The organism is Pseudodesulfovibrio portus, from assembly GCF_026000375.1.
Taxonomy (GTDB): Bacteria; Desulfobacterota; Desulfovibrionia; order Desulfovibrionales; family Desulfovibrionaceae; genus Pseudodesulfovibrio; species Pseudodesulfovibrio portus.
In genome coordinates this window covers 1,517,735-1,531,155 of sequence record NZ_AP026708.1, presented here as the reverse complement: position 1 = coordinate 1,531,155, position 13,421 = coordinate 1,517,735, and the positions used below count along the sequence as shown (strand labels likewise).

Below are 13,421 nucleotides of genomic sequence, written 5' to 3'. Positions count from 1 at the left end.
CGCATATGAGCGCAAGCGTAACCATACGAAATTTCAGACCGTCGGCCGATTCGGCCGGCATTTTGTCGTCATAAAGGAAGGAACTTCAATGGCTCGAAAGGAACTGGCCAAGGCGTATGAGCCCTGGGATGTCGAAGAAAAATGGGAAAATCACTGGGAAGACAGCAAGACCTTCAGCCCTGATCCCGACGGCCCGGGCGAGTCCTACTCCATCGTCATCCCGCCGCCCAACGTCACCGGCGTCCTGCACATGGGCCACGCCCTGAACCTGACGCTCCAGGACATCCTCTGCCGCTTCAACCGCCAGCAGGGCAAGAACGTCCTGTGGGTGCCGGGCACCGACCACGCGGGCATCGCCACCCAGAACGTGGTCGAGCGTCAGCTCAAGGAAGAGGGCCTCACCCGTCACGACCTGGGCCGCGAGAAGTTCATCGAGCGCGTCTGGGAGTGGAAGCAGGAGAAGGGCGACCACATCCTGAGCCAGATCCGGCGCATGGGCGCATCCGTGGACTGGACCCGCGAGTGCTTCACCTTTGACGACCAGCGGGCCAAGGCCGTGCGCAAGGTCTTTGTCGAGCTCTTCGAGCAGGGGCTGATCTACAAGGGCGACTACATCATCAACTGGTGCAACCGCTGCCACACCGCCCTGGCCGACGACGAGGTCGAGCACGAGCCCAAGCCGGGCAAGCTCCACCACATCAAGTACAAGCTGGCCGACGGCTCCGGCGACCTGACCGTGGCCACCACCCGCCCGGAGACCATGCTCGGCGACACGGCCATTGCCGTGAACCCCGAAGACGACCGGTTCAATCATCTGATCGGCAAGACCGCCATCCTGCCCATCGTGGGCCGCGAGCTGCCCATCATCGGCGACACCTACGTGGACATCGAGTTCGGCACCGGCTGCCTCAAGGTCACGCCCGCCCACGACATGAACGACTGGGAGCTGGGCCGCAAGCACGGCCTCGAGGTCCTGTCCGTGCTGGACGAGGACGGCATCCTCAACGAGAACGCGCCCGAGAAGTACCGGGGCATGACCACCGAAGAGGCCCGCAAAGTTATTTTGGAGGAGCTGGACGAACTCGGCCAGTTGGTGTCCATCGAGGACCACGACCACAAGGTTGGCGTCTGCTACCGGTGCAAGTCCGTGATCGAGCCGCACGTGTCCACCCAGTGGTTCGTGTCCATGAAGCCCCTGGCCGAGAAGGCGCGCGCCGCCGTTCCCGCAGACACCCAGATTTTCCCCGAGCACTGGACCAAGACGTACTACCAGTGGCTGGACGAAATCCGCGACTGGTGCATCTCCCGCCAGATATGGTGGGGCCACCGCATCCCGGCCTGGACCTGCGAGGAGTGCGGCGAGCTGATCGTGGCCATGGACGATCCCACCGAGTGCACCAAGTGCGGCTCCGCCAAAATTGAGCGCGACGAAGACGTCCTTGACACCTGGTTCTCGTCCGCGCTGTGGCCGTTCTCGACCCTGGGCTGGCCCGACGACACCAGGGAGCTGGCCAAGTACTACCCGACCTCCTGCCTGGTGACCGGTTTCGACATCCTGTTCTTCTGGGTGGCCCGCATGATGATGATGGGCCTCCAGTTCAAGGCGCAGGTGCCGTTCAACCACGTCTACATCCACGCCCTGGTCCGCGACGAGAAGGGCAAGAAGATGAGTAAGTCCACGGGCAACGTCATCGACCCCCTGGACATGATCAAGAAGTACGGGGCCGACGCCCTGCGTTTCACCCTGACCAGCTTCGCGGCCATGGGCCGGGACATCAAGCTCTCGGAGCAGCGCATCGAGGGCTACAAGCATTTCATGAACAAAATCTGGAACGCCACCCGGTTCGCCATGATGAATCTGCCGGACGAGATTCCGGCGGTGGACTTCACCCAGGCCGCCGGTCTGGCCGATCAATGGATTCTGCACCGTCTGGAAGAGGTCAAGGCGTCCATTGCCCAGGCCACCGAGGAATACCGGTTCAACGAGATCGCCCAGACGCTCTACAAGTTCATCTGGTCTGAATTCTGCGACTGGTATCTGGAGATGGTCAAGCCCGCCCTGTACGGCGAGGACGAGGAGGCCAAGGCGCGTACCCAGGCCGTGCTCTGGACGGTCCTGTCCGAGACCATGGTCCTGCTCCACCCGGTGACCCCGTTCATCACCCAGGAAATCTGGAACGTGCTGCCGAGGCCCGCCGGGGACGACCGAAGCGAGGACATCGCCACCCTGGAATTCCCGGCCCTGCGCCCGGCCTGCCTGAACGACAAGGCGGTCAGGGACATGGAGCTGTTCATGGGCGTGGTCTCCGGCACCCGGAACATCCGCACCGAACTGCTCATCGAACCGGCCAAGAAGCTCGACCTGCTCATCAAGACGGTCTCGGACGAAGACAAGGCCGTGCTCGAAGCCAACATGGACCTCATCAAGTCCCTGGCCCGCATCGAGAATATCACCATCGGCCCCGACGTGACCGCGCCCAAGGCGTCCGGCGCAGCCGTGGTCCAGGGCAACGAGCTGTCCGTGCCCCTTACCGGCGTGGTGGACTTCGAGTCCGAACTGGCCCGGCTGGACAAGAACCTGGCCAAGCTCGAAAAGACCATGAAGGGCGTTTCCGGCAAGCTCAAGAACCCCGGCTTCGTGAACAACGCCCCCGAGGCCGTGGTGGAAGGCGAAAAGAAGAAGCTCGCCGAGATGGAAGAAGAGAAGACAAAACTCACCCAACTCAAGGCCCGCCTTGAGTCGGTCATGGGATAGATTGACAAGCAATCCGGGGGAAACCTCTTGAAAGAGGTTTCCCCCGGACCCCCTTCCAGAACTTTTTGGCGCGCCGCCTGAAAGGATGGAAGGCCAAGCTGGATTGAGATGGCGGCGGACTCGTCGCCCTAGCGATAACAACCCAGACTCCCCACTCACCCCGAACACCGCGAAGCGGCGACAAAAAGTTTGGGAAGGAAGAGGGGATGGGGGTCCGGGGGAAGGGGAGAGGGACAACCCTTTTCAAAGGGTTTCTCTCTCCCCTTCCCCCGGCCGCCGGAGGCAAACTGATATGGCAAACGTATTCCTCGTCGGAGCCGGTCCCGGCGATCCGGGCATGCTCACCCTGCGCGCCAAGGAGATCATCGAGACCTGCGACATCATGATCTACGACTATCTGGCCAACGCCGACTTCCTGAAGTGGTGCAAGCCGGAGTGCGAGATTTTGTATGTGGGCAAAAAGGGCGGCGACCATACCCTGCCCCAGGACAAGATCAACGACCTGATCGTGGAGAAGTCCCGGTCCGGCAAGATCGTCTGCCGTCTCAAGGGCGGCGACCCGTACGTTTTCGGGCGCGGCGGGGAAGAGGGCGAGGAGCTTGTGGAAGCGGGCATCGATTTCGAGGTGGTGCCCGGCATCACCGCGGGCGTGGCCGCTCCGGCCTACGCGGGCATCCCGGTCACCCACCGCGACCACACCACCAGCGTCTGCTTCATCACCGGCCACGAGGACCCGACCAAGGAAGAGTCGGGCAACAACTGGTCCGTGTACGGCCGGTCCAACTCCACCCTGGTCTTCTACATGGGCGTGGGCAACCTGCCCATGATCGCCAAAAATCTCATGGACAACGGCCGCGCTCCCGACACCCCGGTGGCCCTGGTGCGCTGGGGCACCCGGTGCAACCAGACGTCCTTTGTGTCCACGCTCGAAAACGTGGCCGAGGAGGCCAGGGCGCGGGACTGGAAGGCCCCGTCCATCATCATCGTGGGCGGCGTGTGCGGTCTGCACGACAAGCTCGGCTGGTTCGAGAAGAAGCCCATGCTCGGCCAGGGCGTGGTCGTGACCCGCGCCCGCGAACAGGCGTCCGGGCTGGTCGACATCCTGCGCGGCCACGGCGCGTGCGTTCACGAGTTTCCGACCATCAGGGTCGAGCCGTTGAGCGACTACGTGGACGTGGAGACCGCCATCCTCCAGCTCGCCCGCTACCAGTGGACCGTGTTCACCTCGGTCAACGGCGTGAAGTTCTTCTGGCAGCAGTTAAAAGAGATCGGTCTGGATTCGCGCATCTTCGGCGGCATGCAGATCGCGGCCATCGGCCCGGCAACGGCGGACGCCCTGCGCGAACGCGGCATCGAGCCGGACTTCGTCCCCGAGAAGTACGTGGCCGAGCACGTGGTCAAGGGACTGCTGGAGCGCGGCATCCAGGGCGCGGACGTGCTCATCCCCCGGGCCAAGGTCGCCCGCGAGGTGCTCCCCAGGGAGCTCAAGGAAGCGGGCTGCAACGTCACGGTCCTGCCGGTCTACGAGACCAAGCTGGTCCAGGCCACCGGCGACGAGATAGTGGCCGCGCTTGACAACGGCGACATCCAATACGTGACCTTCACCTCCTCATCCACGGTCGAGAATTTCTTCGACCTGGTGGACCCCGATGTGTTCAGGAAATATCCGGACGTGAAGATCGCGTCCATCGGCCCGGTGACCACCGAGACCGTGAAACGGTTCGGCTTCACCCCGGCCATCGAGCCCGACGAATACACCATCCCCGGCCTGGTGGCCGAACTAGTCAGGGACGCGGGTTAGTCCGATGAATCCGACAGGGCCTCAGCCACTCGGTTGAGGCCCTTTCCGTTGTCCGCCCCCTTGATTAAGCTCTGGAAAAGAGCCACATTCGGACAACGGGCCAAAAGAGATTATTCACCAAGGAGCTTCCATGCCGCTGCCCATAGCCGTCCTCGTTTCAGGGGGCGGGTCCAACCTCCAGTCCATCATCGACCGCGTTGAACAGGGTGCCCTGGACGTGGACATCCGGCTCGTCGTGTCCAACAAGGGTGACGCCTACGGCCTGGAGCGGGCCAAAAAGCACAATATCCCGCACAAGGTGCTGCTGCACACCGATTACGCCACCCGCGAGGCGTTCGACGCCGACATGGTCAAGGCCATCAACGACGCGGGCGTGGACAGCTCCGGCGCGGTGGTCCTGGCCGGGTTCATGCGCATCATCACCCCGGTGTTCCTGTCCGCCTTCGAGAACCGGGTGATCAACATCCATCCGGCCCTGCTGCCGAGCTTCCCCGGCGCGCACGGCCAGCCCGACGCCGCCGACTACGGCGTGAAGATTTCCGGCTGCACCGTGCATTTCGTGGATGAAAAGACTGACCACGGCCCGATCATCATCCAGGCCGCCGTACCCGCCCTGGCGGGCGAAACCGGCGATGAGCTGGGACCGCGCATTCTCAAGCTCGAACACCGCGTCTTTCCCCAGGCCCTGCAATGGCTGGCCGAGGACCGTCTGGAACTGGACGGCAGGTTCGTGCGCTTGAAACCGGCTGGCAAGCGGCTGGCCGAGCAGCCTTTGGCAGACGTCGAGCAGGAGACGAGGGCGCTGGTCTGGCCGCCCCTGGAAGAAGGATTTTAGGGGGCCTCCGGCGGCCCTGCCGGGGGTCGCCTTCGGCGCGACCAGGGAACCTTTCGAGAAAGGTTCCCTGGACCCTCCAAAGCTTTTTGGGTCGCCTTGCTGCGAGGGGTGCGCGGGTGCGGGGGAGCAGGTCATGGAATGTCCCGAAGTGTTCGCCCCTGGCAGCTTCGGCGCGCAAACAAGTTGCCCGAGGCGAACCCTTCGGGACAGTGCCCACGCCACAACTCCCGGCATTCGGCAACCGAAATCCGTGTGGTGGCGTTTGATACCGGGTTAGGAAACGGCAGGAATATTTTGAGATTCACATTCCCCGCGAAGCGGTTACAAAAAGTTTAGGAAAGAAGAGGGGATGGGGGTCCGGGGGAAGGGGAGAGGGATAACCCTTTTCAAAGGGTTTCTCTCTCCCCTTCCCCCGGCCGCCGGAGGCATCATGCAGTTAGAAGACGTACGGTTCGTGGCCATTGATTTCGAGACTGCCGATCCCAGGCGGGACTCGGCTTGCGCGGTGGGCATCGTGGTGGTGGACCAGGGCGAGATCGTGGCCCGGGACTACCGGCTGATCCGGCCGCCGCGCAAGAAGTTCAATCCGTTTTGCGTGCGCGTGCACGGCATCCACTGGTCGGACGTGTGCGACGAGCCCTCCTTCGGGGATTTGTGGCCGGAGCTGGAGCCGATGTTCGCGGGTGCCGATTTCATCGTGGCCCACAATGCGTCCTTTGATAAGTCCGTGCTGCACACCTGCTGCAAGGAGGCGGGCTGGGACGCGCCGGAGCAGCCGTTCCTGTGCACCGTCCAGTTGGCGCGCAAGACCTGGGAGCTGGCCTGCAACAAGCTCCCGGCGGTCTGCGAGCACCTGGGCATCGAACTCGATCACCACAACGCGGCCTCGGACGCCGAGGCGTGCGCGCTCATCGCGGTCAACGGATTCAGGGAAAATCCCGGCTTCCTGGGCAAGGTGAAGTGATGGCACGGGTCTGGTTCATAGGCGCCGGTCCGGGCGATCCGGAACTGCTGACCGTCAAGGGCCAGCGGCTCATCGCCGAGGCTGACTTGGTGCTCTATGCCGGGTCGTTGGTCCCCGCGCAGGTGGTGGCCGGGGCCAAGGAAGGGGCAAAGGTGGCGGACTCCGCACCGCTCAATCTCGACGAAACGCATGCATTGATGATGGAGACCGTGCGCAAGGGCGGCATGGTGGCCCGGGTCCATACCGGCGACCCCGCCCTGTACGGGGCCATCCGCGAGCAGATGGAACTGCTCGACCGCGACGGGGTGGACTACGCGGTGGTGCCCGGCGTGACCGCCGGGTTTGCGGCTGCGGCTGCGGCCTGCCGGTCCTACACCGTGCCCGAGGTCACCCAGACCCTGATTTTCACCCGCATCGCCGGGAAGACGCCGGTCCCGGAGAACGAGGCGTTGCGCAAGCTGGCGACCCACGGCTCGGCCATGTGCATCTACCTGTCGGCGGGCGACCCAGAGGGCGTGCAGTCCGAACTGCTGGCGGGCGGCCTGGCCGGATTCACCCTGGCGATCATGGCCTACCGCGTGGGCTGGCCCGAAGAAAAAGTGGTCGTGACCGACCTCGCCAATCTTGCCGTAACCGCCCGTGAAAACGATTTTAATCGCCAGACTGTATTCCTCATCCTGCCCGGCCAGTCCGTCGAAGACGCAGGAAACGCAAAATCTCTCTTGTACGACGAGAATTTCAAGCATATGTACCGCAAATAGCGACCGCCGGTAATTCCCGCAAACCCCGTTATGCCGGGGGCTGCGGGAGGATCGGTCGGTCGGAATTCATGTTTGGGTTGTTCAGTAACACCCGCGCATGAGGCGCGGGCAGGAGTTGGTCATGAAAGAGAAAAAGACGGTCAAGGTGCGCCCCTGGAAGGAAGAGGATATCCCCGCCATCGTGGCTTGCCAACGGGCCGCCTATCCCGATTTCGACGAACAGTATGACGAACGTATTTACGCCATGCAGTTCGCTGCGTTTCCCGAGGGCCAGGTGCTGGCCGAGGTGAACGGCAAGGTCGTCGGCTATGCCACGTCCATCATCGTGCTGCTGGACGACTCCATAGACTGGTACCGCTATGACGAGATCACGGGCGGCGGTTCCTTCAGCACGCACACGCCCACGGGCGACACGCTGTACGGGGCCGACATCGCGGTCCATCCCGACTACCGGGGCATGGGCGTGGCCGGGAAGATGTACGTGCACCGCAAGCGGATCATGAAACGGTACAACCTGAGTCGCATGATCGCCCACGGGCGGATCATGAACTACAACGAGCAGGCCGGGCGGGTGACGGCCCGGGAATACGTGGAGCTGGTCCGGGAGGGCAAGCTCAAGGATTCCGCCCTGAACGCCCATCTCAAGGCGGGCTACCGCGTCAAGGGCGTGTTTCTCGACCTGTTGCAGGACGATTCGAGCCTCAATTATTCGACGTTCCTGGAGATGCCCAACCCGGACTTCCAGCCGGTGCGGCGCAAGATCGCGGGCTCTCCCCTGAAGAGGACCGTCCGGCAGTTCCGCGTCTGCGCAGCGCAATACCAGATGCGCAGGATCGCGTCATGGGAGGACATGCGCCAGGCCGTGGAGTTCTTCGTGGCCACCGCCGACGCCTATCACAGTCATTTTTTGGTTATGCCGGAGCTGTTCACGGCCCAGATGTTCAGCACCATGCCGCCCGAGTGGGATTCGCGCCGGGCGGTTCTGGAGCTGGCGGGCATGGCGGACAGGTATCTGGACATGTTCCGCGAGCTGGCCACGACATACAATCTGCATATCATCGGCGGCTCCCACCCGATCCTGCGCGACGGAAAGCTCTACAACGTGGCGCATCTGTTCACGCCCACGGGCAACGTATACACCCAGGACAAGCTGCACATCACGCCCGGCGAGCGGGAGGACTGGGGCATCCATCCCGGCGAAGGGCTGAGCGTGTTTCAGACGCCGCTCGGGCGCATCGCCATCCAGGTCTGCTACGACATCGAGTTCCCGGAGACGTCGCGCCTGCTGGCCCTGGCCGGGGCCGAGGCCATCTTCGTGCCGTTCAGCACGGACGAGAAGCGGGCCTACATGCGGGTGCGGTGCACGGCCCAGGCCCGGGCCATCGAGAATTCCATCTACACGGTCATCGCGGCCAACGTGGGCAATCTGTACGGCGTCAAGACGTACCTGCTCAACTACGGCCAGTCCGCCGTTTTTTCCCCCAGCGACCCCGCCTTCCCCATCCCGTCCCTGAACGGCGAGGCGGACCCCGGCGTGGAGACCGTGGTCATCGCGGATCTCGACTTCGCCAGCCTGTCGCAGGTGCGCGAATTCGGCAGCGTCAGGCCCCTTCACGAGCGGCGGCCCGACATGTACGAACTGAGGCCCAAGGCCAAGATCAAGATCGTCCGTACCGAATAGGGGGGCGCAATACCCGGAGAGCGTTGAAATGGTGCGCGTTTAAAACGCAGCCGCCTCATTGTAAACGGCCCGCGCATTGGGTACTCAAGAGGCCATGGGCCATATCATCGCAAAGGACATGTACCGCCAGCTGGGGCGGACGCTCGACAACACGCCGGTGCGGATGCCCTGGACTCCGGCCATGCGCGCCATGCTGGAAGCGCTCTACACGCCGGAAGAGGCCGAACTCGTCACCCGCATGCCGTATCGGCCGTCGCGCATCGGGCGCATCGCCAGGCTGTCCGGGTTCGATGAATACCGGCTGAGGCGTCTGCTGCCGGATATGTGCGGCAAGGGCCTCGTCTGCGACATCCACGACGGCGACGGCTACCGGTACATGATCTCCCCCATCGTCATCGGGTTTTTCGAATTTTCCATGATGCGCATCCGGGGCGACATCGATCCGGCCAGATGGGCCGAGCTGTTCCAGGCCTATATGTTCGGCGGCGACGCATTCCTGGAAGCCAATTTCGGGGACGGGCAGCAGGTGTCCGTGATGCGGGCGCTCCCCCACGAGGAGACTGTGCATCAGCAGGATTACGTGGAGATTCTGGATTACGAGAAGGCCGCCGCGCTCATCCATGCGCAGGATGTCTTTGCCGTGGGGCTCTGCGCCTGCAGGCATGAAAAAGAGCACCTTGGCGGCCGGGAATGCGAGGTGCCGCTCGAGACCTGCACCTCCATGGGATCGGCAGCAGAATTTCTCATCCGCAACGAGTTCGCCCGGGAGGCATCCAGGGAGGAAATACTGGATATTTTCGCCCGTTCAAAGGATTGCGGCTACACCCTGTCCACGGACAACGTGAAGCAGGGGGCAGGATTCGTGTGCCACTGCTGCGGCTGCTGCTGCAATCTCATGCACGGCATCAAGCGGGGGTATCCGGGGATACTGGTCTCCTCGTCGTTCATCGCCCGATGTGACGCGGACACCTGCACCGGCTGCGGGAAATGCGTCCGCGCCTGCCCCATCGACGCGGTGAGCCTGGCGGAACGCCCGGCCGGGCCGGGGGAGAAACCCCGGAAATACGCCGTGGTGGATCAGGATATATGCCTGGGCTGCGGGGTGTGCGCCCTGAAATGCAAGCCGCAGTCCATGGAGCTGCACAAGCGCGAGCAGAAGGTCTTCCATCCCGAGGACTCCCTGGAGCGCGTGCTGATGCAGTCCCTGGAGCGCGGCACCTTGCAGAGCCTCATCTTCGACAACCCCAACAGCCGGGCCGAAAATTTCATGCGGGCCCTGCTGGGCGGCTTCCTCAAGCTGAGCCCGGTCAGGAAGGCGCTCATGAGCGAGACCCTGCGTTCCCGTTTCCTCGACGCCGTCCGCAAGGGTTCCGGCTGACACCAACGCCATTGAACCGTCCCAAAGGAGAAGGGCCATGGAAACCATTCAGGTCAGGACACACGAACGAGAGGAATTGCTCGACATCACCACGGCCGTCCGCAAGGCGGTCAACGAGAACGGCTGGTCCGACGGCGCGTTGCTGCTGTACTGCCCGCATACCACCGGGGCCATCACGGTCAATGAAGGAGCGGATCCAGATGTCGTCAGGGACATCGTCGTGAACATGCGCAAGCTGGTCCCCCATCGCGGCGACTACCACCACGCCGAGGGCAACTCGGACGCGCACATCAAATCATCCATGTTCGGCTGCGACCAGATGGTCATCGTGGAGGGGGGCAACCTCCAGCTCGGCACCTGGCAGAAAATCTACTTCTGCGAGTTCGACGGCCCGAGGACGCGCAAGCTGTGGGTCAAGTGGCTGGGCGCCTAGGCCCTCGAGTAGTCGTTTCGTTGCGCTGCAGGAGCCAAGCGGGTATGCTTGCGCGTGTTCCCCGGCCGCCAAGTCGCCTGGAACGAATCCGGGAAAAGACCATGAAGAACAGCTATCGATTTTTCAGCAACACCGAGTGCGAATACTTCCCCTGCCACAAGACGGCCAGGCCGGAGCAGTTCAACTGCCTGTTCTGCTTCTGCCCGCTCTATTTCTTTGAGGAGTGCGGCGGCAACTACCGCGTGCTGAAGTCCGGGGTGAAGGATTGCACCACCTGCCTGATACCCCACACTCCGAAGGGGTACGACCACATTTTGGCCAGGCTCAAGGCGCGCTTCGACGAGGTGCGGTCCGGGGCGGACGACGAAGAGGAATAATCCTACTTTTTCCTGCGGCCGGTTTTTTTCACGTTGAACGGCGAGTGGGTCATGTAATACTGGAGCTCGCGCTCAAGGGCCCGGTGTTCGCGCAGCATGCGTTTTTCCTGGGTCTCGGAGTCCATGGTCGGGTCCTGGAACCGGGAGACGGCGACAAAGGCATATTTGATGCGGGCCAGCTCGTCCTGCTGCTTTTTGGTGTAGAAGTAATAGGCCAGGATCTTGGCGGCGCTTTTGATGTCTTCCTTGGAGTATGGCATGCGGGCGATGTCCAGGGGATGCTGCCCCCCGTCCTCGATCAGGGGGAGCAGGGCCATCATCACGTTTTTCGAGCGCTTCAGGGATTCGGGGCTGATGCGGTATACCCGCACGGTCCTTTTTCTGCTCAGGAACCATTTGAGTACGTACAGCAGGCTCGTCAGGACGATGAGGCCGACCCATATTTCCATATCAAGGACATCCATTCGTTCCTCCGGGGTAATCCAGAATATCGGCGTGTTCGATCAGGCCGTCAGTTGGCGGTCATGTAGTTGATGAGACTCTTTTTGTAGACTCCCGGATCGGCACATTCAATTATTTCCAGTTCGGTATCGCCGCTTTTCACGCCATCGGCCAGGTTCACGTCCCGGGCCCGGATGGGGTGCATGGTCTTGTTCAGGATGACCCTGATCTTCGGGCTGAGAGGCTTGCCGGGGTTGGACTCCCGGACCACGGCGTAGTCGCCGGTGTTCAGCTGCACCAGGCTGCCCGACGGGAAGATGCCCAGGCACTTGATGAAAAGCTGGATTTCCAGGGGATCGAACTCCTGCTCGCGCATGCCGTACATGATGCCCAGCGCCTTGTTGGGCAGGATGGCGTCCCGGTAGCACCGGTTGGAGGTCAGGGCGTCGTATATGTCGGCCAGGCAGATGATCCGGGCAAAGGCGGGGATTTCCCTGCGGGTCAACCCGCTTGGGTAGCCGCTGCCGTTGTACTTCTCATGGTGCAGCCTGACCGCTTCGAGGACCTTGGACGGGATGTCCGGGTTGGATTTGAGCAGGACGAACCCGTAGGCCGGGTGCTTGCGCATCTCGGCGAACTCCTCGGGAGTCAGCTTGGCCGGCTTGTTGACGATGTTCTGGTCCACGGATGTCTTGCCCAGGTCGTGCATCATCCCGGCCATGCCCAGGTCGACCAGTTCTTCCCTGGTCATGCCGATGTATTCGCCGAAGACCACGGCAATGGCCGCCACGTTGATGGAGTGGGTGTAGGTGTAGTCGTCGAACTCCGAGAGCTTGGACAAACAGACCAGGGTGTCCGGATTGCGGATGGCGCAATCCACGATGGCGCTGGCGGTGTCCACGGCGGCCTGATAGTCCATCTTGCGGCCGAGCTTGGCGTCGTTGACGATCCGCATGGCACAGCTCATGGCGGACTCGTATGTCACCCGGGTGGCCTTCATGGCCTGCGGGAATGGGGCGCGCTCCTTGTGCGCCGGGGCGGCTTCGCGATTGGAAATGAGCTGGTCCAGCCGCTGCTCGTCCGTCAACCCGCGGTTTTCGTCCTTCATCTGCACGAAGACCTGCCGGTAGCCCTCCGCCTTCAACCGTGCGACCTGTTCGCCGGATTCGATGATGCCCGGTTCCGCATACAGGTGCGGCAGGTGTTCCCACATCTCCGAGGAGAGCTTGACCACCTCCATGCCCGGTTCGAGTTCGTCTATGGATATCTTCTTGATCATTATTTGGTCCTGTCTGTCACCGTGTGAGCCGCTTCACCTTTTCCAGGTGTTTGCCGATGGCTTCCTCTTCTTTGCTGTTCAGGTCGAGGAACATGGTGCCCAATGTGAGGATGCCTCTTTCCCGCTTGATGTTTCTGACGGCCAGGGGGAGTTTGAGCACCCCCTCCGCGCCGAGATTGAACGACACCACCATGGTGTCGTCCACCCTGGTGGCGGTGAGCGGGTCCTTGGCCGTGGCCCGCGCGGAAATCTTGCAGCCGGTGGTGGACAGGTTGACCACCAGGCACTCGTGGGCGGCGTTGTCGGCGTGCAGTTCGCCGTCGATGTTCACCTCGCGGCGGGTTTCCCTGCGCAACTCGATCTTTTCTATGACGCCCGGATACTCGATGAAGACGAGGGGAGCCGGCGTGCGGATGGCGTCCAGGGCGTGGGCCCGGAACCCGTATACCGTGCCCTTGTGGATGTACTTGAGCACGATTTGTCCGCCGCCCGCGAGCTCCCGGCGTATCTTGGACGGCAGCCGGACGCTGACGATGATGTATTCGTAGGGATCAAAACCGACCACGCGGCCCCGGTAGGAGTGCGGGACGTCCGGCACGCGGACCACCACTTCCTTGCCCACGGCCACGCTCATCTTTATGCCGGGAATCTTCGACACCGTTGCGTTCGAGGGAGCGATGGCGGGCTGTTTGACGTCGTTGTTCGACATGTGAGTA

The 13,421-nt window shown here is 62.7% G+C and carries 12 protein-coding genes; 9 read left to right on the top strand and 3 right to left on the bottom strand.

From position 1 onward, the window contains the following. Nucleotides 1-88 precede the first annotated feature (88 nt). The 9 genes from OO730_RS07425 (at nt 89) to OO730_RS07385 (ending at nt 10,985) form a co-directional block, all read left to right on the top strand. Nucleotides 89-2,755 (top strand): valine--tRNA ligase, encoded by a 2,667-nt coding sequence (locus tag OO730_RS07425; protein WP_264983949.1) that lies wholly within the window; start codon nt 89-91, stop codon nt 2,753-2,755. Between the two features lie 292 nt (nt 2,756-3,047). After that, complete coding sequence (cobA, locus tag OO730_RS07420; RefSeq protein ID WP_264983948.1) at nt 3,048-4,556, top strand: uroporphyrinogen-III C-methyltransferase; 1,509 nt, start codon at nt 3,048-3,050, stop codon at nt 4,554-4,556. Between the two features lie 130 nt (nt 4,557-4,686). Next, nucleotides 4,687-5,391 (top strand): phosphoribosylglycinamide formyltransferase, encoded by a 705-nt coding sequence (gene purN, locus OO730_RS07415; protein ID WP_264983947.1) that lies wholly within the window; start codon nt 4,687-4,689, stop codon nt 5,389-5,391. 430 nt (nt 5,392-5,821) lie between these two features. Continuing rightward, nucleotides 5,822-6,355 (top strand): 3'-5' exonuclease, encoded by a 534-nt coding sequence (locus OO730_RS07410; protein WP_264983946.1) that lies wholly within the window; start codon nt 5,822-5,824, stop codon nt 6,353-6,355. After that, a complete protein-coding gene (cobM, locus tag OO730_RS07405; RefSeq protein ID WP_264983945.1) occupies nt 6,355-7,116 on the top strand; it encodes a precorrin-4 C(11)-methyltransferase in 762 nt (253 codons plus the stop codon). The genes OO730_RS07410 and cobM overlap by 1 nt, the downstream gene beginning before the upstream one ends. Before the next feature lie 121 nt (nt 7,117-7,237). After that, nucleotides 7,238-8,797 carry a bifunctional GNAT family N-acetyltransferase/carbon-nitrogen hydrolase family protein gene (locus OO730_RS07400; RefSeq protein ID WP_264983944.1) on the top strand — a complete coding sequence of 520 codons (1,560 nt, stop codon included), beginning with the start codon at nt 7,238-7,240 and terminating at the stop codon, nt 8,795-8,797. Between the two features lie 94 nt (nt 8,798-8,891). Next, nucleotides 8,892-10,175: a 4Fe-4S dicluster domain-containing protein gene (locus OO730_RS07395; RefSeq protein WP_264983943.1), complete on the top strand. Its 1,284-nt coding sequence runs from the start codon at nt 8,892-8,894 to the stop codon at nt 10,173-10,175. Between the two features lie 37 nt (nt 10,176-10,212). Continuing rightward, nucleotides 10,213-10,608, top strand: coding sequence for a secondary thiamine-phosphate synthase enzyme YjbQ (locus tag OO730_RS07390; protein WP_264983942.1), 396 nt, complete (start codon nt 10,213-10,215; stop codon nt 10,606-10,608). Nucleotides 10,609-10,709: 101 nt separating this feature from the next. Further along, complete coding sequence (locus tag OO730_RS07385; RefSeq protein WP_264983941.1) at nt 10,710-10,985, top strand: cysteine-rich small domain-containing protein; 276 nt, start codon at nt 10,710-10,712, stop codon at nt 10,983-10,985. Nucleotides 10,986-10,987: 2 nt separating this feature from the next. Here OO730_RS07385 and OO730_RS07380 read toward each other — a convergent pair whose 3' ends face one another. From OO730_RS07380 to OO730_RS07370, 3 genes are read right to left on the bottom strand one after another with little or no spacing between them, the layout of a single operon-like run. After that, a complete protein-coding gene (locus tag OO730_RS07380; RefSeq protein ID WP_264983940.1) occupies nt 10,988-11,449 on the bottom strand; it encodes a hypothetical protein in 462 nt (153 codons plus the stop codon). A gap of 47 nt (nt 11,450-11,496) precedes the next feature. Then, complete coding sequence (locus tag OO730_RS07375; RefSeq protein WP_264983939.1) at nt 11,497-12,705, bottom strand: HD-GYP domain-containing protein; 1,209 nt, start codon at nt 12,703-12,705, stop codon at nt 11,497-11,499. 16 nt (nt 12,706-12,721) lie between these two features. Continuing rightward, nucleotides 12,722-13,414 (bottom strand): flagellar brake protein, encoded by a 693-nt coding sequence (locus OO730_RS07370; RefSeq protein WP_264983938.1) that lies wholly within the window; start codon nt 13,412-13,414, stop codon nt 12,722-12,724. Nucleotides 13,415-13,421 lie beyond the last annotated feature (7 nt).